The organism is Stenotrophomonas sp. CFBP8994 (assembly GCF_034044835.1).
Classification (GTDB): Bacteria; Pseudomonadota; Gammaproteobacteria; order Xanthomonadales; family Xanthomonadaceae; genus Stenotrophomonas; species Stenotrophomonas rhizophila_A.
Map to the genome: position 1 here is coordinate 616,384 of NZ_JAXCWT010000003.1, position 23,249 is coordinate 639,632.

Genomic DNA, 23,249 nt, shown 5'->3' on the forward strand with positions numbered 1-23,249 from the left:
GCATCGTCCTTACTTGGTGCGCTGGAACAGTTCGCGGCCGATCAGCATGCGGCGGATTTCCGAGGTGCCCGCGCCGATCTCATACAGCTTGGCATCGCGCCACAAGCGCCCGGTCGGGTATTCGTTGATGTAGCCGTTGCCGCCCAGGATCTGGATCGCCTGGCCGGTCAGCCAGGTGGCCTTCTCGGCCGAATACAGGATCGCACCGGCTGCATCCTGGCGGGTGGTGCGGCCCAGGTCGCAGGCGCGCGCCACTGCATACACATACGCGCGGCAGGCGTTGAGGCCCACGTACATGTCGGCCAGCTTGGCCTGCATCAGCTGGAACGTGCCGATCGCCTGGCCGAACTGCTTGCGCTCATGCACGTACGGCATCACCACGTCCATCGCGGCCGACATCAGGCCCAGCGGGCCGCCGGACAGCACCACGCGCTCGAAATCCAGCCCGGACATCAGCACGTTCACGCCACCGCCGACCGCGCCCAGCACGTTCGCTTCGGGCACTTCGCAATCCTCGAACACCAGCTCGCAGGTGTTGGAGCCGCGCATGCCCAGCTTGTCCAGCTTCTGCGCGGTGGAGAAGCCCTTCATGCCCTTTTCGACCAGGAAGGCGGTGATGCCCTTGGCGCCGGCTTCCACGTCGGTCTTGGCGTACACCACCAGCACGTCGGCATCCGGGCCGTTGGTGATCCACATCTTGTTGCCGTTGAGCACGTAGTGGTCGCCGCGCTTGTCCGCGCGCAGCTTCATCGACACCACGTCCGAACCGGCGCCCGGTTCGCTCATGGCCAGCGCGCCGACCTTTTCACCGCTGCACAGGCCGGGCAGGAAGCGCTGCTTCTGCTCTTCGGTGCCGTTCTTGCGCAGCTGGTTCACGCACAGGTTCGAATGCGCGCCGTAGGACAGGCCGATGCCGCCGGAGGCGCGCGAAATTTCTTCCATCGCCACCACATGGGCCAGGTAGCCCATGCCGCTGCCGCCGTATTCTTCTTCCACGGTCAGGCCGAGCAGGCCCTGCTCGCCGAGCTTGCGCCACAGCGGGTGCGGGAACAGGTTTTCCTCATCGGCCTTGGCCGCCAGCGGCGCGATCTCGGCCGAGGCAAAATGGGCCACGCTCTGGCGGAGCATGTCGATCTCTTCGCCGAGGTCGAAGTTCATGGTGGGGACGTGCATGAGGCGGCTCCGCAACGGCTGGAAGGGGTCGAATGCTCCCAGCCTAGTCCTCCCGGGGGTAAAAGTGAACACAAATTCAAAAATTGAACATAGAATCAACAAATGGCCTATAAACGCTCAGCTCTGATGGAAGAACGCCTGGCCGGGGCCCGCGAGCGGATCCTGCTGGCCACCCGGCGCCTGGTGGCGGCCGGCGGCTACCGGAATGCCCCGGTCACCGCCGTGGCGGCAGAAGCGGGGGTATCCACCGGGCTGATCTACCGGCACTTCCCGTCCAAGGCCGAGCTGTTCGTGGAGGTGCTGACCGACGCGGTCGAGCACGAACTGCGCATCTTCGAGGCCATTGCCGCCGAACCGCTGCCCGCGCCCGAGCGCCTGCGCCGGGCGATCACCGCCTTCGTGCGCCGCGCGCTGGCCGGCCCCGGGCTGGCCTATGCCTTCATCGCCGAACCGGTGGATCCGGAAGTGGAAGCCGAGCGCATCCGCTGCCGCCGCCTGTTCGGTGACGTGTTCCGCCGCATCGTGGCCGAAGGCGTTGAAGCCGGCAGTTTCCCTGCGCAGGACACCGACGTGGCGGCCGCCTGCATCGTCGGTGCGTTCACCGAAGCACTGGTCGGCCCCACCGCGCCCAGCCGCGATGCGCACGGCGACCAGACCGCGCTGGTCGAATCCATCTGCGTTTTCTGCCTGCGTGCTGCAGGCGCCTCCCAGGTCTGATGCTGCATTGCGGTAGTGGGAGGCGGCTTGCAGAGCGCCGCCGACGCTGGTCATACTCGGCCGACAAGCCGTGGTCCAACGACTACCAGCCAGGGGTAACAGAGAGTGCGGAATTACGACCTCGAGTTCCTGAAACGCTTTTCCATGGTCATTGCCTTATTGATGGCCATCACGCTCGGATTGATCCTGTTCGCCGCGTACCTGCACACCCGCATTCCCCCTGAAGTCTCGCCCCAGGCCGCCAAGCGCACCGAACTGCGTATTGCCCCGGCCGGTGCGGTCTATGCCGGCGCCACCGGTGCTGCCGACCAGGCCGCAGCCAAGGCGGCGGCGATGGCCAAGGCCGCCTCGCAGGTGGCTTACGGAGGCACCACCGACGGCAAGGTGATCTTCGACAACCTGTGCACCGCCTGCCACACCACCGGCGTCGGCCAGGCACCGACCCTGGACCACGCCCATTGGGATGCACGCCTGGCCCAGGGCAAGGACACCCTCTACAAGCACGCCATCGAGGGCTACACCGGCCCGGATGGCGGGATCATGCCGCCCAAGGGCGGCAACCCCGGCCTGAGCGAAGAGCAGATCCACGCCACCGTCGATTGGATGCTGGCAAACCTGAAATAACCCGCGCACATCACGAACGGCAAAGCCGACAGGTAGAGCCGACTGTTAGTCGGCTGCAGGTAGAGCCGACTGTTAGTCGGCTGCCGTTCGCGCGGACCCTGCAACCCCCCGTGCTCCGGAGCCAAGCCGACTAACAGTCGGCTCTACCGGTCGGCTCTACCGGCCGGGTCCAACCGTCCCGCCCGGTCCGCGCATCCAGCCTCTCCGGCAAAGCCGACTTTCATGTTTCACGGTTACCCTGTGCACCCGTTCCCGGAATCGCCGTCGATGCGCCGTCGCACCCTCGCTCTTGCCCTGTCGCTGCTGCTGCCCGCCACCGCCTTCGCCCAGGCCCAGCCACAGCCACACCCGACCGCATCGACCCCGGCGACCTCCGCCCCCGTCACCCTCACCGCCGCGCCCGCCGACTGGCGCACCCTCGACGGCCAGCACGTGCGCATCGCCGCCCCGCTGACCCTGGCCGGCACCGACGGCCTGGCCCGTTTCGGCGAACTCACCGTCGCCTTCGACGGCCGCCTCTGGCAGCCCAGCGAAGTGGCCGCCCCCGGCACCGACGCCCACGCCAAGGTGATCGCCGATAACCAGCGCCGCCGCTTGCTGCTCGATGACGGCAGCACCGCGCGCGACCCGGGTCCGGTGGCCTACCTGCCCGCCGCTGCCACCCTGCGCACCGGCACCGTGCTGCGCAACGTCGAAGGCATCGTCCACGTGGACGCCAAAGGCACCCCGCGCCTGCAGGTCACCACCCCGGTGACGCTGCCGGCACTGAACCGCCCCGCCGCCCCGTTGGTGCCCGGCGCGCTCAAGGTGGCCGCCTTCAACCTGGAAAACTTCTTCAACGGCGACGGCCAGGGCGGCGGTTACCCGACCCTGCGCGGCGCCCGCACCTTGGCCGAACACCAGGCCCAGACCGCCAAGCTGGTGGCCACCGTCAACGCGCTCGGCGCCGACGTGGCCGCGCTGATGGAACTGGAAAACGACGGCTACGGCCCGCAGTCGGCGATTGCCGAACTGGTCGCCGCGCTCAATGCCAACCGCGGCAAGGGTGCGGACTGGGCCTTCATCGACGCCGGCAAGGGCCCGGGCGAGAACCCCATCCGCGTGGGCATCATCTACCGCAGCTCGCGGGTGACCCCGGTGGGCGCCCCCGCCGTGCTGGACACCGCCCCGTTCGGCCCGCACAGCCGTGTACCGCTGGCCCAGGCGTTCCGTGCCGGCAAGGGCGCGCCGTTCGTGGTGGTGGCCAACCACTTCAAGTCCAAGGGCTGCTCGGAAGCGGCCGGCGCCGATGCCGACCAGAACGACGGCCAGGGCTGCTGGAACGCCACCCGCGTGGAATCGGCGCGCCTGCTCAACCAGTGGCTGGGCACCGACCCGACCGGCGCCGGCACCACCGACGCGATCCTGCTGGGTGACTTCAATGCCTATGCGATGGAAGCCCCGATCCGCACCCTGCACGACGCCGGCTGGCGCGACGCCTTCGCCGTGGCCAAGGTCGAGCGCCCCTACAGCTACGTCTACAACGGCATGACCGGCCGCCTCGACCACGCCCTGCTCAGCCCGGGCATGGCCAAGCGCCTGCGCGGCGCGGCCGAATGGCACATCAATGCAGACGAAGCCGACGACGTCGGCTACCGCGACCGCAACGAAGCCGGCCCGTGGCGCAGTTCCGACCACGACCCCTTGATCCTCGGTTTCGACCGGTAACGCCCCGAATACAGGCGGATATCGAACCGGAAACGAACGGATATCGAACCGGTAGGTGCCGACCGTTGGTCGGCACTGCGCGCGGCCTCACCCCCACGCGATAAACCCAATCGCCACCACCGCCAACACCAACCCCGCGCGGTTCCACCGCGTGGTCGGCTCGCCGAACGCCAACACCCCCACCAGCGCCCCCAGTACCACCACGCCGATATTCATCCCGGCAAACACCGTGGCAGGGCTGTCCGGCATCGCCTGGTGGGCGTGCACGTAAAACAGGATGTTGCCGCCATTGAGCAGCCCCAACAGCGCCCCCGCACCCACGTTGCGCGCGCGCAACCGGCTGCGCCCACTGAAGTGCCGCCACAGCTGCAGACCCAGCATCAACATAAACGCAATGCTGAAACACGCCAGCAGTGCCGCCATCGACGGCGTCCCCGACAGCGCCACCTGCTTCAGCAGCACATCCACCAGCGCAAACCCCACCCACACCGCCAGCAGCCAGCGCCAGCTGCCCGCCTCACCGGCCACCGCCGGCCCACGCGGGCGCAGGCTGATGCCCAGCATCGCCACCAGCCCCAGCCCCAGTCCAAGCAGCTTGAGCGCGGTCGCCGTCTGCCCAAAGAACACAAACGCAGCCAACAACGACAGCAACAGCGACAACCGCTGCGCCACATCCGTGCGCACGATCCCGGCCACCGCCACCGTGCGGCCCAGCACCAGGAACAGCGAAGGCAGCACCACCGCCAGCACCAGCAGCGCCGGCCACGGCGCATGGCTTGATTGCAGCGCCTCCAGCGGCGGCCGCAGCACCCCCGCCGTAAGCCCGGCGGCCACCAGGTAATTCCAGGTCACCATCTGGGCGACATCCAGCTGGCGGCGTGCGGCCAGCTTCAGCAGCACCGACACCAACACGCTGCAGACCACACTGAAAAGCAGATAGAACATGGGGTTCCAGGCAGGCGCGGCAGTGCAGCCCGCGGGGGAGCGGTATTATGACGCCATGCACAATCCCCCTTTCCCCAATGAAAGCACCACTCTGCAGCTGGCCGGGCCGGTTGGCGCGCTGGACGTGATGGTCGACCCGCCCAAGGCCGACGTGCCCGCGCAGCCGGTGGTGGCGGTCATCTGCCACCCGCTGTCCACCGAAGGCGGCAGCATGCACAACAAGGTGGTGACCATGGTCGGCACCACCCTGCGCGAGCTGGGCATTGCCACCGTGCGCTTCAACTTCCGCAGCGTCGGCACCTCGGCCGGCGGGTTCGACCATGGCGTGGGCGAGCAGGACGACCTCAAGGCCGTGGTGGCCTGGGTGCGCCAGCAGCGCCCCGACGCCACCCTGTGGCTCGCCGGCTTCAGCTTCGGCGCCTTCGTCTCCCTGCGCGCGGCCGCCGAGCTGCAGCCGCAGGTGCTGGTCTCGATCGCCCCGCCCGCCGGGCGCTGGGACTTCGACGGCGTGCAGCCGCCGGCCAACTGGCTGGTCATCCAGGGCGAGGCCGACGAAATCGTCGATCCGCAGGCGGTCTATGACTGGCTGGACCAGCTGGGCGCCCCGCACGAGCTGGTGCGCATGCCCGAAACCAGCCACTTCTTCCACCGCAAGCTGATCGACCTGCGCGGCGCGGTGCTCCACGGCGTCAAGGGCTGGCTGCCGAACCCGGAAAGCGCCACCGCATGAGCGATACCGCACTGACCCCGTCGCAGCGCTACGCCGAAGGCGTGGCCCGGGGCGAATGGCAGAACGACCCGGCCCAGCACGCCGCCCTGGCCGAGCTGGACCGCATCCACCTGGCCCTGGTCGACAGCGCCCAGGACGGCTGGCTGGATCGCCTGTCCGCCTTCTGGAAGAAGCCGGACCCGGTCAAGGGCCTGTATTTCTGGGGCGGGGTAGGGCGCGGCAAGACCTTCCTGGTGGACCTGTTCTACGACGGGCTGCCGATCGAACAGAAGTACCGCACCCACTTCCACCGCTTCATGCGCGGCATCCACGAGCGCCTGCGCGAACACCAGGGGCAGAGCGACCCGCTGGCCCGGATCGCCCAGGAATGGCGCGCCAAGCTGCGCGTACTGGTGCTGGACGAGTTCTTCGTCACCGACATCGGCGATGCCATGCTGCTGGCGCGCCTGCTCGAACGCCTGTTCGCCGAAGGGGTGACCCTGGTTACCACCTCCAACACGGCGGTGGAGAACCTGTACCTGAATGGCCTGCAGCGCGACAGCTTCCTGCCTGCCATCAGCCTGCTGCAGACCTACTGCGTGGAGCTGTACGCCGAGGGCACCGAAGACTACCGGATGCGCGCGCTGACCCATTCGCCGGTCTACCAGGCCCCGCGCGACGAGCACAGCGATGCCTGGCTGGCCAGCCGCTGGGCCGCGCTGAGCGGCGGCCAGCCGCCCAAGCCGGGCAACATCGAGATCGAAGCACGCAAAATCCCGGTGCGCGCCCGGGGCAAGAGCATCGTCTGGTTCGACTTCAAGGCCCTGTGCGAAGGCCCGCGCGGCCCCTCGGACTACATCGAGATCGCCCGCGAGTTCAACACCGTGCTGCTGGGTGACATCCCGCATTTCGATCGCATGAATGAGGATGCCGCGCGCCGCTTCGTGAACCTGATCGACGAGCTGTACGACCGCCACGTCAACCTGGTCTGCACCGCCACCGACGCCCCGGTAGCCCTCTACACCGGCACCCGCCTGCAGGGTGCCTTCGAGCGCACCGCCTCGCGCCTGATAGAAATGCAGAGCGCCGAATACCTCGGCACGCCCCACCGGGCGTAACCGGGGCAACCGGCCGTCACCCAGGCTCGAACAACGGGCCGGAACAACGGGCCGGAACAAGGCGTAGGGACACGCCACGCGTGTCCGCGCGGTGCCCGATCCGCGCGTAATTGTTACGTCCACGTGACGCCCATCGTTCCGTTTTTCGAACGCTTGAATCGCACGAAAAGTCGCCCCCAACCCTTGACTGCGCACTCGCTTTCGACGGGTCGCGACCGTTCGTCGGACGCCTGCAACACCGGATCCTTGCGCCGCAAGGGATTGGCCTGATTCCCTACATTTGGCGTTGACGGCCCCCTACACCCCCACTATCTTGTGGCCGTCGGTCTCTTCGACCACAAGTCGAAGGGTCCAACGGGCCCAACGCCCACCGACAACCGCATGCCGTACAGGGTGCGGTGCTGGTAGCACCAGTCTCCGGGGGGAGATGACCGGTGACGCAAGGGGAATCGTCCGCAGCGCCAGTGCGCCGGTCGCGTCCCATGCGACACCGATAGTCCACCCTGAGCGCTGAGCGCATCGGCCCCACGCCTGCCCCGCAGGCGACCCTGCACCACCCCAAATCACGCCAAGAGGAAAACGCCGTGAGCACCGAAACCAGCGCAGCCACCGACCAGGAAAGCGAATTCCTGTTGACTTCGCCGCCGACCGCGACCGCCATGAGCGTGACCAAGCGCAACGGCACGACCGAACTGGTGGATCTGAACAAGATCGTGCGCGCGGTGCAGCGTTCGGCTGAAGGCCTGCATTCGGTCGACCCGATGCGCGTGGCCACCCGCACCATCTCCGGCCTGTACAACGGCGCCACCACCCAGGAACTGGACGAACTGTCCATCCGCACCGCCGCCCTGCTGATCGGTGAAGAGCCCGAGTACGGCCGCCTGGCCGCGCGCCTGCTGGCCAACTACATCGCCAAGGAAGTGTCGGGCCAGGAAATCCACGCCTTCTCGCAGTCGGTCGGCCGTGGCCACGAAGTGGGCCTGATCAACGACCGCCTGCTGAACTTCGTGCAGACCAACGCGCGCAAGCTCAACGATGCCATCGACCTCAGCCTCGACCTGAACTTCGACTACTTCGGCCTGCGTACCCTGTACGACCGCTACCTGCTGCGCCATCCGCACACCCGCAAGGTGATCGAGACCCCGCAGCAGTTCTTCCTGCGCATCGCCAGCGCACTGAGCGAAGACGTGCCGGAAACCCTGGCGCTGTACAAGCGCATGGGCAACCTGGACTACCTGCCGTCCAGTCCGACCCTGTTCAACTCCGGCACCACCCACGAGCAGCTGTCCTCGTGCTTCCTGCTCGATTCGCCGCAGGATTCGCTGGAATCGATCTACTCCAAGTACGGCGACATCGCCCAGCTCTCCAAGTTCAGCGGCGGCATCGGCGTGAGCTACACCCGCGTGCGTTCGCGCGGCTCGCTCATCAAGTCCACCAACGGCCACTCCAACGGCATCGTGCCGTGGCTGAAGACCATGGATTCGTCCGTGGCTGCGGTGAACCAGGGTGGCAAGCGCAAGGGCGCGGCCTGCGTGTACCTGGAAACCTGGCACGCCGACATCGAAGACTTCCTCGAACTGCGTGACAACACCGGCGACGAATCGCGCCGTGCGCACAACCTCAACCTGGCCAACTGGGTGCCGGACCTGTTCATGAAGCGCGTCGAAGCCGACCAGGAATGGTCGCTGTTCGATCCGCGCGTGGTGCCCGAGTTCACCGACCTGTTCGGTGAAGCCTTCGAGGCCGCCTACCTGCAGGCCGAAGCGCAGGGCAAGGCCAACCGCACCATTTCCGCGCGCAAGCTCTACTCGCGGATGATGCGTACCCTGGCCGAAACCGGCAACGGCTGGATGACCTTCAAGGACAAGTGCAACCGCGCCAGCAACCAGACCCTGCGTCCGGGCAACGTGATCCACCTGTCCAACCTGTGCACCGAAATCCTGGAGGTCACCTCCAACGATGAAACCGCCGTGTGCAACCTGGGTTCGATCAACCTGGGCAACCACTTCGACGAGCACAACGAGTTCAACTACGAAAAGCTGGCCGAAACCGTTCGCCTGGCCGTGCGCCAGCTCGACCGCGTGATCGACCTGAACTTCTATCCGATCGAAACCGCCCGCCGCGCCAACATGCGCTGGCGCCCGGTCGGCCTGGGCTGCATGGGCCTGCAGGACGTGTTCTTCCGCAAGCGCCTGCCGTTCGACAGCGCCGAAGCCCGCGCGCTGTCGAAGAAGATTGCCGAGACCATCTACTTCCACGCCCTGGAAACCTCGGTCGAACTGGCCCAGGAACGTGGCAAGCACCCGTCGTTCAACGACACCCGTGCGGCCAGCGGCGAACTGCAGTTCGACGCCTGGAACGTGGTGCCGGAAGACGGCGCGCGCTGGGACGCCCTGCGTGCCCGCATCAAGGAACACGGCCTGCGCAACTCGCTGATCATCGCCATTGCCCCGACCGCGACCATCGCCTCCATCGCCGGCTGCTACGAGTGCGTCGAGCCGCAGGTGTCCAACCTGTTCAAGCGCGAAACGCTGTCGGGCGACTTCCTGCAGGTGAACCGCTACCTGGTGAACGAGCTGAAGAAGCTCGGCCACTGGACCCCGGAAATGCGCGACACCATCAAGATGGCCGAAGGCTCCATCCAGGGTATCGCCCAGATCCCGGAAAGCCTGCGCCAGATCTACCGCACCGCGTGGGAACTGCCGATGCGTTCGCTGATCGACATGGCCGCCGACCGTGGCGCGTTCATCGACCAGTCCGCCTCGCTCAACCTGTTCATGGAAAGCCCGAACATCGGTGCGATGTCCTCCATGTACATGTACGCCTGGAAGCAGGGCATCAAGACCACTTACTACCTGCGTTCGCGTCCGGCCACCAAGATCGCCAAGACCACCATCAGCCACACCGCAGCGGCTGCCCCGGAAAAGGTGTTCAGCCCGGAAGAAGCCATCGCCTGCTCGCTGGAAAACCCGGAAGCCTGCGAAGCCTGCCAGTAATCGGCGGGAGCCCACCGCCCGGTAGCGCCGGCCGTTGGCCGGCCTCGACCAACCGCAGCGCCGGGCTCTGCCCGGCCGCTCCACCGGCCCAATCGCCGGAACATACACCCGGCAGGTGCCGACCGTTGGTCGGCACACACACCCGGTAGGTACCGACCGTTGGTCGGTACACCTCAGAAGGAAAGACCCACCATGGCCGACACCCGCAAGCAGATGCTGCTCGATCCCGGTTTTGAACTGACCCTGCGCCCGATGCGCTACCCGCAGTTCTATGACATGTATCGCAACGCGATCAAGAACACCTGGACCGTGGAAGAAATCAACTTCCAGATCGACATCAGCGACCTGCACACCAAGATGTCGCCGGGCGAGCGCCACCTGATCCACCGCCTGGTTGCCTTCTTCGCCACCGGCGACTCGATCGTGTCCAACAACCTGGTGCTGAACCTGTACCAGCACTTGAACGCGCCCGAAGCACGCATGTACCTGTCGCGCCAGCTGTACGAAGAAGCGCTGCACGTGCAGTTCTACCTGACCCTGCTGGACAACTACCTGCCGGACCCGGAAGAGCGTTCGAAGGCGTTCTCGGCAGTGGAGAACATCGACTCCATCAAGAAGAAGGCCGACTTCTGCTTCAAGTGGATCGACTCCATCCAGGGCCTCACCCGCATCGAAACCCGCGACCAGCGTCGCCAGTTCCTGCTCAACCAGATCTGCTTCGCCGCCTGCATCGAAGGCCTGTTCTTCTTCGCCGCGTTCGCCTACGTGTACTACTTCCGTTCGCGTGGCCTGCTCAACGGCCTGGCCTCGGGCACCAATTGGGTGTTCCGCGACGAAAGCGCACACATGGACTTCGCCTTCGAATGCGTGGACGTCATCCGCGAGGAAGAGCCGGACCTGTTCGACGATGAAATGAAGCGGCAGGTCTACGACATGCTGGCCGAAGCCATCGAATGCGAAGTGCAGTTCGCCGAAGACGTGCTGTCCGGCGGCGTGGCCGGCATCTCCACCCGCGACATGCGCCAGTACCTGCAGCACTGCGCCGACAACCACTTCCACCGCCTCGGCATGGAAAAGAAGTACAACGTGCGCAACCCGCTGCCGTTCATGGAACTGCAGGACGTGCAGGAGCTGACCAACTTCTTCGAACGCCGCCCCTCGGCCTACCAGGTGGGCGTGCAGGGCGAAGTGTCCTTCGACATGTCGTTCTGATCCAAGCGCACCATGCGTTCCAGAAAGCCCCGGCACTGCCGGGGCTTTTTGTTTGCGGGCGCTGCCGTATCATCCTCGTCGACCCCATCACACGGCCCACCGCCATGACCGCCACCCCTGACGTCGTCCCGCCCACTGAAGTGCGCATGGCCGAAATCGTCTTCCCCAACCACACCAACCACATGGGCACCCTGTTCGGTGGCCAGGCGCTGGCGTGGATGGACAAGGCCGCGTTCCTGGCCGCCGCGCGCTACTCGCGCCGCACCGTGGTCACCGCCCGCTCCGACCAGGTGGACTTCAAGCTGCCGATCAGCATCGGCCAGATGGTGGAAACCGTGGGCCGCATCGTCGAAGTGGGCCGCAGCTCGATGAAGGTGGAAGTAGAGCTCATCGCCGAAGACCTGCACACCGGCGAGCGCAAGCTGTGCACCCGTGGCCACTTCGTGATGATCGCGCTGGACGAGAACCACAAGCCCACCGCCGTGCCTGCGCTGCCGGCCGACATCGCCGGACCCTGAACGGGCAGGGGCGATTGCGAACCCTCCAATCGCCCCCATCTAGCTGGCATGTCTACCCCACTGGCTGACTTCATCGACCGCGCCCGCCGCCTGTTCGTCCTCACCGGGGCCGGCTGCAGCACCGACTCGGGCATTCCCGATTACCGCGATGCCGACGGCCAGTGGAAGCGCACCCCGCCGGTGAACTACCAGGATTTCATGGGCGAAGCGGCCACCCGCCAGCGCTACTGGGCGCGCAGCCTGCTCGGTTGGCCGCGCTTCGGCCAGGCCCAGCCCAACGCCACCCACGCCGCACTGGCCGCGCTGGAAGCGCGTGGAAAGGTTGAAGTGCTGCTCACCCAGAACGTGGACTGCCTGCACCAGCGCGCCGGCAGCGCAGCGGTGATCGACCTGCACGGCCGCTTGGATCAGGTGCGCTGCATGGGCTGCGAAACCCGCAGCGGCCGCGAAGCTTTCCAGCAGGCGCTGCTCGCCGCCAACCCGGGCTGGGACCGCCTCGACGCCGCCCAGGCCCCCGATGGCGATGCCGACCTTGAAGGCGTGGATTTCAGCGCCTTCAACGTGCCCGCGTGCCCCACCTGCGGCGGCATCCTCAAGCCCGACGTGGTGTTCTTCGGCGAAAACGTACCGCGCGCCCGCGTCGATGCCGTACACGCACACCTGCAGCAGGCCGACGCCGTCCTCGTGGTCGGCTCCTCGCTGATGGTCTATTCCGGCTACCGCTTCGTCCAGGCCGCCGCCAAGGCCGGCCTACCCGTAGCCGCCCTGAACATCGGCCGCACCCGAGCAGACGACCTCCTCACCCTCAAGGTAGAGCAGTCCTGCGCAGAAGCCCTGTCCTTCCTGCTCCCCACGACCACCCCCGCGTAGAGACACGCCATGCGTGTCTGGCCACACCGTTCCAAACAAACGGTTGCCTGCACCCCCGCTTCCGGGTGCAATAACCCCCCGGTTTCAACATCCCCCCGAGTCGCCCGCCCGTGAGCCAGCTTTTCTCCCCCGTAACCTTCGGACCGCTGACGCTGTCCAACCGCATCGTCATCGCCCCGATGTGCCAGTACTCCTCCACCGACGGCCTGGCCAACGACTGGCACCGCCAGCACCTGGGCATGCTGGCCCAATCCGGCGCCGGCCTGCTCATCCTCGAAGCCACCGCCGTGCTGCCGGAAGGGCGCATCAGCTACGCCGACCTGGGCCTGTGGGACGACGCCACCGAAGCCGCCCTCACCGACGTGATCGCCTCGGTGAAGCGCTGGTCGCCGATGCCGGTGGGCGTGCAGCTCGCGCATGCCGGTCGCAAGGCCTCCTCCGCACGTCCGTGGGAGGGCGGTGGCCCGCTGCCGCCGACCGACCCGAACGGCTGGACCGTGAAAGCTCCCTCGGCGCTGCCGTTCACCGCCAACGGCCCCACGCCCGAAGCGCTGGATGAAGCCGGCATCGACGCCGTGGTGGAGGCCTTCGCCGTGGCCGCAAAGCGCGCCGAGCGCGCCGGCCTGGACCTGATTGAACTGCACGCCGCGCACGGCTACCTGCTGCACCAGTTCCTCTCCCCGCTCAGCAACAAGCGCCAGGACGAGTACGGCGGTTCGCTGGAAAACCGCATGCGCCTGCTGATCCGCGTGTTCGACGCCGTGCGCGCGGCGGTCTCCGACCGCATCAGCGTAGGCGTGCGCATTTCCGCCAGCGACTGGGTCGACGGCGGCTGGGACATCGAACAGAGCACCACCCTCGCGCAGATCCTCGACCTGTGCGGCTGCCAGTTCCTGCACGTCTCCAGCGGCGGTCTCGACGCACGCCAGAAGATCGCCCTCGAGCCCGGCTACCAGGTACCGTTCGCCGCCGCGATCAAGGCAGCCAAGGTGCGCATGCCGGTCATCGCTGTCGGCCTGATCACCGACCCGGCCCAGGCCGAATCGATCCTGCGCCACAACCACGCCGACGCCGTCGCACTGGCCCGCGGCATCCTCTACGAACCGCGCTGGCCGTGGCACGCCGCCGCCGCCCTCGGCGACTCCATCACCCCCGCCCCACAGTACCTGCGCTGCGAACCGCGCGAAGCCCGCGGCGTCTTCACCGCCCCGTCTGCTTGATTGAATCGGTAGCGCACGACCGTTGGTCGTGCGCCGCCTGATCTCACGCAACATCCACCCGCCACGCGGCCGGCAACCCCTCCACCACGTGCTGCATCAACGCCCGCACCTTGGGCGTCAAATCCCTTCGATCACTCACACACAAAAACAACCGCATCGGCTCGGGCGACGTCCGCGCCCCATCGCCCGACGCAAACAACACCTGCAACTCGCCCCGCGCCAACCAAGGCGCCGCCACGAACGCTGCCAGCCGCGCAATGCCACCGCCAGCGGCCGCCATCGCCGCCAACGCATCAATGTCATCCGACACCAGCGCCGGCCGCATCTCCGCCTCGAAGCGGATCCCATCGCGCACGAATCCCCACGGCAACAACCGCCCATCCACCGGGTAGCGGAACACCAGGCAACGGTGCTCACGCAGCTCCTCCGGCGTGGCCGGTATTCCCGCCTGCGCCAGGTAAGAAGGCGCCGCACACACCTGGAACGGCACCTGCGCAATCGCCCGCGCCACCAGGCCTTCCACCAGCTGCGGCTCGATCCGGAAACTCACATCCAAATCTTCATGCGCGTGGTCCACGCTGCGGTCGGCGAGCAGCAGCTCGATCGACAACCGTGGATAGCGCGCCTGCAGCGCCGGCAGCATCGGCGCCAGCACATGCCGGCCAAACGCGGAGGTGCTGGCAATGCGCAGGCGACCATGCGGTGTGGCTTCGGGATCGGTCACCGCCGCCTGCGCCCGCTGCAGGTCGCGCTCGATATGCCGCACCTCGGCCAGGTACAGCGCGCCACGCTCGGTCAGCGCCAGCGTGCGCGTGGTGCGGTTGAACAGGCGCACGCCCAGATGCGTTTCCAGCCGCGCGATGTTCTGGCCCACCGCCGCCGGGCTGATCCCCAGCGTGCGCGCCGCCGCCGCCAGGCTGCCGGCATCGGCGGTACGGATGAAACTGCGGATTGACTGCAGAATGTTCATGCTGGCGCCAATTCTGGCCGGTCATTGCAAAGAATTACTTTATAAAGAGCCAACGCCCGGCGGTCTACCCGCACCTGGCCCCGCTGACTATCGTGCCGGTCCCGCAACCGCTGGTTGCCGCCCACTGGACCCCTGATGTCGCAACAAGCTCAAACCCTGGCCACCGCCCGCTGGAAGCTCGGCGCCCGCGCCACCCCGTACGTCTTTGCCTTCTTCATGGCCTCCATCATGGCCATGCTGATGTGCCTGGTGATCACCGCCGCCAACGCCGGCATCAACGCCGACTTCCCCATGCGCGTACTCGGCGCCTACCAGCTCGCCATGCCCACCGCGTTCTGCTGCGTGCTGCTGGTGCGCCCGGTGGTGATGCGGCTGGTGGCGCTGACCGTGCATCCGGCGCGCTGACGGTTGATGAAAACATTCGAAATCCAGGTTTCGATTGATTCTTCACACACCAGTACGTCGGACACAGATTTGCGTTTGCGTTGGCCGCACATTCGGTCTGCGGCAACAACGCCGCAGACCTGAAGAATGTTGATATGAACTACAAGAACGTAGCCTTCCTGTGTCTTACTCTCTTTAGTGCAAACGCATACGCAGACTGCCCGGGTACGTCCCCGATAGACAGGCAGCTGAGCCTTGCGGAAGAGTCAACGGCTCCCATCCAAAGCGAGGCCGGTCTACTGGAATACCTCAACGCCATGCCGCAGAACTCCCCGCTCCGGGCGTTCAGTGATGATGCGATGGCAAGCTTCGTCGCATCTCTCCGATTCAACGAGAAGGGCCTGACCAGCTTCTCAACCATCGAAATGGAGCGCGAACTGACGTTGGGCCAAGCCTACGACGTGCTATCCCTGCTGGGCGCGCAACGCTCAGCTCGCCGCCTCCCCATCCCGATTCAGGGAGAGCGGGACTCGGAAATCATGAAGATGCTGAGTCCTCGCTGTGAGGACCATCATTACAGCTATCAGTGCGTAGGTACTGGCACCTGCAAAACGTCGGCCAGTTCCATCTGCACCCCAAAGTGCTGACCGCGTGCAGGCTCTTCTGCTGATGACAGTGCTGTTGTCGGCCTTGCCAAAGCCCGATAGCAGCACTTCTACGCTTTACGATGCGGTGCGGGACATCGAGAGTAGGCCAGAAACAGATGATGATCGCCTACGGATCATGCGTCATGCCTATGACGAAGGCATACCTCCCGCACTGAGAAGCTTGGAATGCGACTCCATACCCATCGATAGGAGGGAGGATCTGTTTCTTGCGACGCATCTGGTCGTAGTCCACAGGCCGGATGCTTTACTTGTCGATCGCCTCATCTGTCTCCATGGCGCAATTGTGGCGACGAACAACGCGCGTCCATATCATCACCACAGGGTGCATGGGGTGTTGGTGGCGTCCAGGCGTTTCAGCGCGGCCAATGAGCTCCGCAGCAAGTTCGGTATCTCGGTATCCGAGCTTCCAGTCCTGGAGCTGGCAGGTGGCACCGGACCGCGCCGTCTGCTTCTCAGCGGAGATGGCGTCATGGACGTACCGTGGCCCAACCAGGAAGGGTGGCAGATCGTGGCGGTAGTACATCCGCACTGCGCGCCTTCCCAGCGGGCGATGTCGAAAGTGATGGAGGGCAGCACGTGGTCGTGGATGCTACCCATGCTGACATTGCTGGTGCCCGCAGGCTCTGCATGGGAGGAGGGCGAGATGCGCAAATGGAACGCGCACCACCCAACCCACCCGATGGCAGCAGAGGTGCCTGGACGTACGCCGAAGGGTGTGGCAACCAACGAGACGCCGGTGTTTCATCTACTACAGAATGGCCGGGTCATTGATACCCTTCGCGGGATGCCGGAGGACGGTGAAGCCCTGAAGGCTTGGCGGAGCCGAGTGGTTGAAGAGCCGATGGAGCGACGACGATCTCCATAGTTACATCTGATAACACCATTTCGCCTCGGAAGCCGCTGGCATAGACTTCATCCATGCGCCCTGACTCCATCCTCACCCTCTCATGCCCGGACCGTACCGGGATCGTCTACCGCGTTTCCGGCCTGCTGTTCGAGCAGGGCTGCAACATTTTGGATGCGCAGCAGTTCGGCGATGACGAAAGCGGCCGGTTCTTCCTGCGCGTGCATTTCGACCGCGACCCGCGCCAGCCCATCGACACCATCCAGAGCCGCATGGCCGGGCTGGCCACCGACTTCAAGATGGACTGGCAGCTGCACGACGCCCGCCGCCGTGCGCGCCTGCTGGTGCTGGTGAGCAAGCAGGGGCACTGCCTCAATGACCTGCTGTTCCGGGCGCACAGCCGCCAGCTGCAGGTGGACATCGCCGCAGTGGCCTCCAACCACGAGGATTTCGGCCCGCTGGCCGGTTCGTACGGCATCCCGTTCCACCACCTGCCGGTGAATGCAGACAACCGGGAAGTGCAGGAACAACAGATCATCGATCTGGTCGAGCGCGAACAGATCGACCTGGTAGTGCTGGCGCGCTACATGCAGATCCTCTCACCGCGTCTGTGCCAGGCACTGGCCGGGCGGGCGATCAACATCCACCACAGCTTCCTGCCCAGCTTCAAGGGCGCGCAGCCGTACCACCAGGCCCACGCGCGCGGGGTAAAGATCATCGGCGCAACGGCCCACTACGTCACCTCCGATCTCGACGAAGGCCCGATCATCGAACAGGACGTCGCGCGGGTAGACCACGCCATGACCCCCCGCGACCTGGTCCGCCTCGGCAGCGACACCGAATCGCAGGTACTGGCGCGTGCCGTACGCAGGCACGTAGAGCACCGCATCATCCTCAACGGGCACCGCACCGTTGTATTCAGGTAACCGATGGGGCGGCTCCTCCTGCTGGGCGCCTTTAGGCTGCAAGGCGCCACAACGTGCAATGTGCATACGGCTACGATAAAGCCACCGCCCAACTGCGACCGCCCCCATGATCGACCACCTGGATCACCTCGTGCTGACCACATCTGCAGAGGAGGCCACTACCCACTTCTACGTCAACGTCTTGGGGATGACCCTGGAAACGTTCGGGGCGGGCAGAAAGGCATTCCGGTTTGGCAACCAGAAGATCAATCTGCACATCAAGGGACATGAGGTTGAACCCAAGGCGCACCTACCTGTGCCGGGCTCCCTGGACCTCTGCTTCATTACCGCAGTTCCATTGGATGAGGTCATCCAGAAGCTAGGCAGCAACTCCGTGAAGATCGAACAGGGTCCCGTCGAGCGCACCGGTGCATTGGGCAAGATCCGATCTGTGTACGTCCGGGACCCCGAACTCAACCTGATAGAGATCTCCGAGTACCTTTCTGCAAACTAGCCGAGGGATTCTGAGCCAGACTACAGGTCACAGATACTGGGCCGCGTCGTCCGCAGGCATGCTCGACGGACACCGCGCCGCAGTCTTCTGATAGCGACCCCACAGTCGCAAGAGACCCGGTAGCCCCGGCCGTTGGCCGGCCTTCACGATACCGGCAGAAAACCGTGCGGTAGTGCCGGCCCCCAGGCGGCACCGCACGGAGAATGGAGCGCCACCGCACCACCACGGAGTCAACAGTGTTCGCACCCTACTGGGCAGAATTCCTAAGCTTGGCGATAGTCCACCTGCTTGCAGTAATAGCCCCTGGCCCAGACTTCGCAGTAGCCGTCCGTCAAAGCGTCCGCTTCGGCCGAAAAGCAGGCATCTACACCTCGCTGGGAATAGGTGCAGGCATCTCGGTCCATGTCCTCTACACCCTCATCGGCGTAGGCGCACTACTGCACACAACCCCCTGGCTGATGACCGCAGCCAAGTGGCTGGGCGCGGCCTACATCTTCTACCTCGGCATCAAGTTCCTCCGCAGCAAGCCCAGCACGGGCGGCGAGGCCACTCCCGACGGGCCGAGTGAAGTCGCGCAGCAAACCCCCAGACAAGCCTTCGCCATCGGCTTCATGACCAACGCCACCAACCCCAAGGCGACCCTGTTCTTCCTGGCGGTGTTCACAACACTGGTCAGCGCAAAGACACCGCTCCCCGTACAGATGCTCTACGGCCTGTGGATGTGCCTGGTCAACGCGGCATGGTTCGTCCTGGTCAGCGTAGCGCTCTCCACAGCAGCCGTACGCCAGCGCTTCATGCGCGCCAGCCACTGGTTCGAACGGGTGATGGGCGTGCTGCTGATCGGGTTTGCGCTGAGGCTGGTGTTCGTAGCGTAAGCAGTCCGACAGAGAGCCCCTACCGTGTAATATGCCCCCATCTGGATGTATACGGAGCTTTGGGCGAAGGCCTGAAGTGTCCAGATGCCGCCACTGGTTACAGGCTTTGGCCGTTTGATGGGAGTGATCCCTAAGGGCATCCGCGAAACCCCCGCAAGGGGGTTTGTTTTTTTAGGCGCTGTGATGGGTGCTCAGGGCGTAGAAGCAGCAGCCGGGCAGGGCCCGGCTCTACCCGGATTCCGCGTCATTCTCTACTGTTCCGAACGCTCCTTGCGTGAGCGCTCCTTCTTCGGCTCGTGCTTGCGATATCGATACGGCAATGGCACCGGCGTCTCATCCAGCGTCAATGTAACGCGCCCGGGTGCCACCTCTACAAACACACGATGACCCGTCTTGAACCCCAACCGCTCCATCCATACCCCGCAAAGCGACAGGCAGGGAATGGACAGACCCGGCGGCAGGATGTTGCCGGCAGGGTGCCGCAGGGCGGAAATGCGTAGGCTCTTGGGCTGATACCAGCCGATGCCAACCTGCTGGCTGGCATCGTTGCATGAATCCATCTTTGAACTGCGCATGCGTCTACTCCATCGGAAGTACTCCCTTGTCGGCGACAAGGGAGTCGGGAGGTTGATATCCGCTAGGTCGACGGCGTGACTTATTTCCCAGGGGGTGTTTTATTCGCCACCCTCCCGACGTAGAACTTCGCACTTCCATAGACCTAGTGAGGGGATATCAAGCCCCGAATGCAGAAGATGCATCCCTGATCAATAGAACAGAAGTTGATTATTGGCCAGCATACCGGGATGTTCGATTCATCGGGTCAATGGTGTGACGCAAGTGAGCAAGAACTGTGTATTCACTGTGTGCTTATTGGGACGGGCATCCCAGAACATCAAGGGTATCCATCGTGCCGCGCGCAGCTGCACGCCGAATGGAGCGAGAGATAAGGATGTCGTAAGAGACACCGGATGCGCTGAGCATCGCAAGACATTCCAGGCGCAATACGGAGCTCACCGTTGGAAGGTTTGTGGCGGTGGAGGTGGGCCCTGCAGAGTACTTCCGGGGCTACTGCGACTGCGCCGCGATTTGATCGGCATTGTGAGAGATATCGAAATAGACGGGGGCTATCGTGAGGGCTAGCTTGGAGTTACGCGAGACGAGAGCCCAGCCAATGCTTGCGAATCGCTTCCGACGAAGCATCTCAGCCGGCGAACCGATTCTTAATGCGGTGAATTCGTTCTTGGACTACGGGGCAACTCCGCGTTGCATGAAGCCACTTCTGCGAGCAGCCACATCCCGCTCTAGCCACTGCCTCCAAGTTGGTGTCGCATCTGTTCAACAATAGCCTGAACTATAGCCTCGGCATCCAATTCATCCTTCAACCGCATTGCTTCAGTGTTACTGAAGAACGCAAGGAATGCTTTCGCGTACCGATCAGGCTCTGCCCCAATGCGCTTCATCAGGCGAATGAAGTCTTCCCCTCGACGGAGGAAGTCTGCGTTAAGTTGCATGCAGGCAATGGACATCGCTTCATTGACAGTATCCACTGGCGCGGAAAAAGTGCCATCGTTGTAGTCCACATACAGGCCCGCTTTCTTGATGTCGTTCATGCTCTTGTGAAAGTCTTTCTGGAACTTTCTAAATGCAGCCTGGGCGGCTTCCCAATCGCGGCGCTCGCGAGCAGAATGTTCCTCGTCCGTTGGCTCTGCGTTGTAAGCGTTCGCGTAATTCTTGGCTTTGTGATCTCGAAAATTTTTCGTCAGCGACGCCTCATCGACCTCCTGACCCGCGAGGATAGAGACAACGACGGCGCCAATTGTGTCCACTTTCGAACATTCCTCCATCGAGATCTGATGGAGTACAGAGGCGCGGGCGAACGCACCAGCGGCCCGAAGAATGAGGGCCTCGCGATAGAGGGCGGCGGCGTTGAAGTGGATCATCTCGGCGCCCTTAATGAAACATCGCACGCGTGCGGTGATCTCCGGTTTCAGATCCATGGGTTACGTTTCCAAAGCGCGGAAAGAGGCCGGCGGGGTCGTTGGTACCCGCTGGATGGTACCTCAGTGCAGGATGCGCGCATACTCTACAAGAAAGCGAAATGCTAACTGCGAACTTGGACAGTCAGGCCTACTATTGCTTTGCCTGCATCCGCACGATTGCGGAGATCTACCCAAGGTAGATGTCCCGTCACTGACGCCGCCGATGCCGATGCCGGGCTCTGACGCGCGCGACCGTCAGTGGCCGGACGCGCTTGTAGGCTAAGTGAGCAGACTAGCCTAGCCTCTTATGTCCGCTAGACCTAGTGCCGACTTAGTCTATTGATAAGCGACCGCTTGAACATGGAGTTGAGGCGCCGGTAGCCTTGAACGCAGGCTGAGGTTCAACACCCCACAGAGGCGTCAGTAGATCCATGCACCTGAGTGGCCTTGACGCGAACTCGATTTCTGTAAGCATAGTTATGTGGATGGGGGCTCCATAGATTCTTGTTGCGCTTTCGAGCGCAGCCCGCAGATCGTAGAACGTGTCGAGCGCCACTGTCGGTTGAGCCTTGGCTACGGCAAGGATGTCAATGTCGCGGAAGAGCTCGCCGCGGAAGGCTGACCCGAAACCATATACAGCCCTAAGCCTGATCTCTGCTGAGGTGATGGATTGGATTGCCGTCCTTGTCACGCTGGTGATAAGCCCAATACTCAGTGGCCCACAGCGCTCCTGACATTTCATTGGTAACATATAAGCCGATACGCTCCGACAGGCAGAATTGTTTTGCTTGTTCTGTGTAGCCGCACCATCCGCCCCCGATGTAGATGATAGAAGGTTTCCCAAACTCATGAATCACGCGCTGAACGGCAGTAAGGCCCATTGTGTATTCGTTTAGACAAACAATAGAGAGCTGATCCGCCTGCCGCTTTCGGCTAAGCTCGAACACTAGATCATCATGTCGACTAAGCGTCCCGCAGTTTCCATGAGCACTCAGTAGCCTTTCGAACCAAGAGATATGGGAAAAACTTACGCCCCAACTATTGCGTTCGCTCATGAAAGCATTGCCTTCTCAAACTCTGAGGGGAACATTGGGTATGTGTCCAGTCGTATGTATTGATGTCGCTCGAAGGCTTGCGCGTGAACCTTAAAATGGAAGAACGATGCAGTTTCGGCTGAGTTTAGTAAGGCAATATTTGCTTCGACTGCGTTAACGATCTTGGTGTTGTTCGGGACGACTGTGTCTAGCTTCCGCAGCACCCAGACTTCGTGCATGTTAGAACCTGGATCCGCCTGAGCGACTAGGGACTGGGGCCCAAGGCTAGACCACAAGACCTTATTTTCGTAGAGCAACCGAGCGACAAAGCTCTTCAGCTCCCCCACGCCGTGAAACTTAAGCGCGGCCCCATTAGATCGGACACTACTTTCGTGATCTTGCTTCCACTGGTGGAGCATGGCTACTGAATAACTCCCCGCAGGAGCCTTGTCCACGATGCGGTGGCAAGTCGGGCAGAGTAAGACTAAGTTCTCATACTCATCGCTTCCACCAATACCAACCCCGCGGGGGCCAGTAGGTCTCCTGGCTATGACATGCGCCATCTCGCCGACGTTGAAGCCTCGACCGTCCTCCAAGAGGACAGTGAGGTCTGTTCGGCAAATTGGATTGGAACAAGTGCCTGCCGCGCGGCCCCACAAGAGCTTGACTGTGTTGTCGCTAATCGACACTGGTGATTGTCCTGGGAACCTATTGATAGAGCTAGCGGACGGAAAGGGTCGCAACTTTAAGCTGTGGGCCGAGCGGACTAAGCAATAGTTGAACACATTGTGAGCTGTGTTTAAATCCCCGGATGAATCTCGCGCAGGGCGCCTTCCCGCCGGCATCGCCGTGATTTTTGGCTTATTAATGCTACTCAGTTTGGCCCAGAAGGGACAGGCGATCGCTAAGACGCAAACGCTTGAAAGATGGGCTGGGTAGGTGCCCGTCTGGCCATCCGCTTTTGACCGTAAGCGGATATCACTCGCTGGCCCCACGCCTGGGAGTGGGAAAGGGGGTAACGATGCTTGGGCCAGGACCAACGGTCGTGACCTACCGAATGCGGGGGCAGCACCGTCGCCCACCCGGGGGAGTGGCGGTCCTGCGGGTTAGGTCACCGCAGTATTCGAGTTGGCCAACGCCTCACGCACCGTCTCGTCATTGGCCCCAGCCACCGGGCGCGTCAGCTACCAAATGAACTTCACCCGAGCCCGGCCTTCACCGCGTCCTGCGCGCTCCACAGCACGTAGTAGTCGCGCGCCAGCCGGCC

23 protein-coding genes are annotated in these 23,249 nt (G+C 63.9%); 16 read left to right on the plus strand and 7 right to left on the minus strand.

All coding sequences use genetic code 11. The annotated features are described in order from the left end of the window. Positions 1 to 9: 9 nt before the first annotated feature. On the minus strand, positions 10 to 1,173 hold the full coding sequence (locus SOM39_RS11185; protein ID WP_068848392.1) for an isovaleryl-CoA dehydrogenase: 1,164 nt from the start codon (positions 1,171 to 1,173) through the stop codon (positions 10 to 12). Positions 1,174 to 1,275: 102 nt separating this feature from the next. Here SOM39_RS11185 and SOM39_RS11190 point away from each other — a divergent pair, with 102 nt between their 5' ends. The 3 genes from SOM39_RS11190 (at position 1,276) to SOM39_RS11200 (ending at position 4,221) form a co-directional block, all read left to right on the plus strand. Next, positions 1,276 to 1,890, plus strand: a complete 615-nt coding sequence (locus SOM39_RS11190) for a TetR/AcrR family transcriptional regulator (protein ID WP_320458367.1) — start codon at positions 1,276 to 1,278, stop codon at positions 1,888 to 1,890. 105 nt (positions 1,891 to 1,995) lie between these two features. Then, entirely contained in the window at positions 1,996 to 2,514 is a 519-nt protein-coding gene (locus SOM39_RS11195) for a c-type cytochrome (RefSeq protein ID WP_068848396.1), read from the plus strand. A gap of 267 nt (positions 2,515 to 2,781) precedes the next feature. Beyond that, positions 2,782 to 4,221 carry an ExeM/NucH family extracellular endonuclease gene (locus SOM39_RS11200; RefSeq protein ID WP_320458368.1) on the plus strand — a complete coding sequence of 480 codons (1,440 nt, stop codon included), beginning with the start codon at positions 2,782 to 2,784 and terminating at the stop codon, positions 4,219 to 4,221. 87 nt (positions 4,222 to 4,308) lie between these two features. Here SOM39_RS11200 and SOM39_RS11205 read toward each other — a convergent pair whose 3' ends face one another. After that, positions 4,309 to 5,166 (minus strand): EamA/RhaT family transporter, encoded by an 858-nt coding sequence (locus SOM39_RS11205; RefSeq protein WP_320458369.1) that lies wholly within the window; start codon positions 5,164 to 5,166, stop codon positions 4,309 to 4,311. A gap of 55 nt (positions 5,167 to 5,221) precedes the next feature. On the opposite strand from SOM39_RS11205, the gene SOM39_RS11210 reads away from it, so the two are divergent. The 7 genes from SOM39_RS11210 (at position 5,222) to SOM39_RS11240 (ending at position 13,809) form a co-directional block, all read left to right on the plus strand. Further along, a complete protein-coding gene (locus SOM39_RS11210; RefSeq protein ID WP_320458370.1) occupies positions 5,222 to 5,896 on the plus strand; it encodes an alpha/beta hydrolase in 675 nt (224 codons plus the stop codon). Beyond that, a complete protein-coding gene (zapE, locus tag SOM39_RS11215) occupies positions 5,893 to 6,993 on the plus strand; it encodes a cell division protein ZapE (protein WP_184126211.1) in 1,101 nt (366 codons plus the stop codon). Before SOM39_RS11210 ends, zapE begins: the two co-directional genes overlap by 4 nt. A gap of 584 nt (positions 6,994 to 7,577) precedes the next feature. Continuing rightward, on the plus strand, positions 7,578 to 9,989 hold the full coding sequence (locus SOM39_RS11220; RefSeq protein ID WP_068848405.1) for a ribonucleoside-diphosphate reductase subunit alpha: 2,412 nt from the start codon (positions 7,578 to 7,580) through the stop codon (positions 9,987 to 9,989). A 192-nt stretch (positions 9,990 to 10,181) separates the two neighbouring features. Further along, the gene (locus SOM39_RS11225) at positions 10,182 to 11,201 is read left to right on the plus strand and encodes a ribonucleotide-diphosphate reductase subunit beta (RefSeq protein ID WP_093535153.1); all 1,020 of its coding nucleotides are present in this window, start codon (positions 10,182 to 10,184) and stop codon (positions 11,199 to 11,201) included. A 104-nt stretch (positions 11,202 to 11,305) separates the two neighbouring features. Then, positions 11,306 to 11,719 (plus strand): acyl-CoA thioesterase, encoded by a 414-nt coding sequence (locus SOM39_RS11230; protein WP_068848408.1) that lies wholly within the window; start codon positions 11,306 to 11,308, stop codon positions 11,717 to 11,719. Positions 11,720 to 11,767: 48 nt separating this feature from the next. Beyond that, a complete protein-coding gene (locus tag SOM39_RS11235) occupies positions 11,768 to 12,589 on the plus strand; it encodes an NAD-dependent protein deacetylase (protein WP_320458371.1) in 822 nt (273 codons plus the stop codon). Positions 12,590 to 12,699: 110 nt separating this feature from the next. Further along, a complete protein-coding gene (locus SOM39_RS11240) occupies positions 12,700 to 13,809 on the plus strand; it encodes an NADH:flavin oxidoreductase/NADH oxidase (RefSeq protein WP_320458372.1) in 1,110 nt (369 codons plus the stop codon). 43 nt (positions 13,810 to 13,852) lie between these two features. Here SOM39_RS11240 and SOM39_RS11245 read toward each other — a convergent pair whose 3' ends face one another. Beyond that, entirely contained in the window at positions 13,853 to 14,779 is a 927-nt protein-coding gene (locus SOM39_RS11245) for a LysR family transcriptional regulator (RefSeq protein ID WP_320458373.1), read from the minus strand. A 135-nt stretch (positions 14,780 to 14,914) separates the two neighbouring features. On the opposite strand from SOM39_RS11245, the gene SOM39_RS11250 reads away from it, so the two are divergent. From SOM39_RS11250 to SOM39_RS11275, 6 genes are all read left to right on the plus strand, one after another. Continuing rightward, entirely contained in the window at positions 14,915 to 15,184 is a 270-nt protein-coding gene (locus tag SOM39_RS11250) for a DUF2798 domain-containing protein (protein WP_095362528.1), read from the plus strand. Positions 15,185 to 15,318: 134 nt separating this feature from the next. Continuing rightward, a complete protein-coding gene (locus SOM39_RS11255; protein WP_320458374.1) occupies positions 15,319 to 15,810 on the plus strand; it encodes a hypothetical protein in 492 nt (163 codons plus the stop codon). Between the two features lie 4 nt (positions 15,811 to 15,814). Next, complete coding sequence (locus SOM39_RS11260; RefSeq protein ID WP_320458375.1) at positions 15,815 to 16,696, plus strand: hypothetical protein; 882 nt, start codon at positions 15,815 to 15,817, stop codon at positions 16,694 to 16,696. A gap of 53 nt (positions 16,697 to 16,749) precedes the next feature. Continuing rightward, complete coding sequence (purU, locus tag SOM39_RS11265) at positions 16,750 to 17,601, plus strand: formyltetrahydrofolate deformylase (protein WP_320458376.1); 852 nt, start codon at positions 16,750 to 16,752, stop codon at positions 17,599 to 17,601. 106 nt (positions 17,602 to 17,707) lie between these two features. After that, the gene (locus SOM39_RS11270; protein WP_320458377.1) at positions 17,708 to 18,094 is read left to right on the plus strand and encodes a VOC family protein; all 387 of its coding nucleotides are present in this window, start codon (positions 17,708 to 17,710) and stop codon (positions 18,092 to 18,094) included. 203 nt (positions 18,095 to 18,297) lie between these two features. Next, the gene (locus SOM39_RS11275; RefSeq protein ID WP_320458378.1) at positions 18,298 to 18,969 is read left to right on the plus strand and encodes a LysE family translocator; all 672 of its coding nucleotides are present in this window, start codon (positions 18,298 to 18,300) and stop codon (positions 18,967 to 18,969) included. A 251-nt stretch (positions 18,970 to 19,220) separates the two neighbouring features. On the opposite strand, the gene SOM39_RS11280 is transcribed toward SOM39_RS11275, so the two are convergent. The 4 genes from SOM39_RS11280 to SOM39_RS19285 form a co-directional block, all read right to left on the minus strand. Then, positions 19,221 to 19,544: a SymE family type I addiction module toxin gene (locus tag SOM39_RS11280; protein WP_320458379.1), complete on the minus strand. Its 324-nt coding sequence runs from the start codon at positions 19,542 to 19,544 to the stop codon at positions 19,221 to 19,223. Positions 19,545 to 20,270: 726 nt separating this feature from the next. Next, a complete protein-coding gene (locus SOM39_RS11285) occupies positions 20,271 to 20,966 on the minus strand; it encodes an AbiV family abortive infection protein (RefSeq protein WP_320458380.1) in 696 nt (231 codons plus the stop codon). 623 nt (positions 20,967 to 21,589) lie between these two features. Next, entirely contained in the window at positions 21,590 to 22,003 is a 414-nt protein-coding gene (locus SOM39_RS11290) for a hypothetical protein (RefSeq protein ID WP_320458381.1), read from the minus strand. Further along, positions 22,000 to 22,827 (minus strand): HNH endonuclease, encoded by an 828-nt coding sequence (locus SOM39_RS19285; RefSeq protein ID WP_414715873.1) that lies wholly within the window; start codon positions 22,825 to 22,827, stop codon positions 22,000 to 22,002. Before SOM39_RS19285 ends, SOM39_RS11290 begins: the two co-directional genes overlap by 4 nt. Positions 22,828 to 23,249 lie beyond the last annotated feature (422 nt).

Bases quoted from the DNA above. Each gene is read 5' to 3' on its own strand.
- SOM39_RS11255 (WP_320458374.1), top strand. From the start codon at position 15,319: ATGAACTACAAGAACGTAGCCTTCCTGTGTCTTACTCTCTTTAGTGCA.
- SOM39_RS11275 (WP_320458378.1), top strand. From the start codon at position 18,298: ATGGAGCGCCACCGCACCACCACGGAGTCAACAGTGTTCGCACCCTAC.
- SOM39_RS11235 (WP_320458371.1), top strand. From the start codon at position 11,768: ATGTCTACCCCACTGGCTGACTTCATCGACCGCGCCCGCCGCCTGTTC.
- SOM39_RS11185 (WP_068848392.1), bottom strand. From the start codon at position 1,173: ATGCACGTCCCCACCATGAACTTCGACCTCGGCGAAGAGATCGACATG.
- SOM39_RS11210 (WP_320458370.1), top strand. From the start codon at position 5,222: ATGCACAATCCCCCTTTCCCCAATGAAAGCACCACTCTGCAGCTGGCC.
- SOM39_RS11225 (WP_093535153.1), top strand. From the start codon at position 10,182: ATGGCCGACACCCGCAAGCAGATGCTGCTCGATCCCGGTTTTGAACTG.
- zapE (WP_184126211.1), top strand. From the start codon at position 5,893: ATGAGCGATACCGCACTGACCCCGTCGCAGCGCTACGCCGAAGGCGTG.
- SOM39_RS11270 (WP_320458377.1), top strand. From the start codon at position 17,708: ATGATCGACCACCTGGATCACCTCGTGCTGACCACATCTGCAGAGGAG.
- SOM39_RS11285 (WP_320458380.1), bottom strand. From the start codon at position 20,966: ATGGATCTGAAACCGGAGATCACCGCACGCGTGCGATGTTTCATTAAG.
- SOM39_RS11205 (WP_320458369.1), bottom strand. From the start codon at position 5,166: ATGTTCTATCTGCTTTTCAGTGTGGTCTGCAGCGTGTTGGTGTCGGTG.
- SOM39_RS11290 (WP_320458381.1), bottom strand. From the start codon at position 22,003: ATGAGCGAACGCAATAGTTGGGGCGTAAGTTTTTCCCATATCTCTTGG.
- SOM39_RS11200 (WP_320458368.1), top strand. From the start codon at position 2,782: ATGCGCCGTCGCACCCTCGCTCTTGCCCTGTCGCTGCTGCTGCCCGCC.
- SOM39_RS11190 (WP_320458367.1), top strand. From the start codon at position 1,276: ATGGCCTATAAACGCTCAGCTCTGATGGAAGAACGCCTGGCCGGGGCC.
- SOM39_RS11280 (WP_320458379.1), bottom strand. From the start codon at position 19,544: ATGCGCAGTTCAAAGATGGATTCATGCAACGATGCCAGCCAGCAGGTT.
- purU (WP_320458376.1), top strand. From the start codon at position 16,750: ATGCGCCCTGACTCCATCCTCACCCTCTCATGCCCGGACCGTACCGGG.
- SOM39_RS11230 (WP_068848408.1), top strand. From the start codon at position 11,306: ATGACCGCCACCCCTGACGTCGTCCCGCCCACTGAAGTGCGCATGGCC.
- SOM39_RS19285 (WP_414715873.1), bottom strand. From the start codon at position 22,827: ATGCCGGCGGGAAGGCGCCCTGCGCGAGATTCATCCGGGGATTTAAAC.
- SOM39_RS11250 (WP_095362528.1), top strand. From the start codon at position 14,915: ATGTCGCAACAAGCTCAAACCCTGGCCACCGCCCGCTGGAAGCTCGGC.
- SOM39_RS11245 (WP_320458373.1), bottom strand. From the start codon at position 14,779: ATGAACATTCTGCAGTCAATCCGCAGTTTCATCCGTACCGCCGATGCC.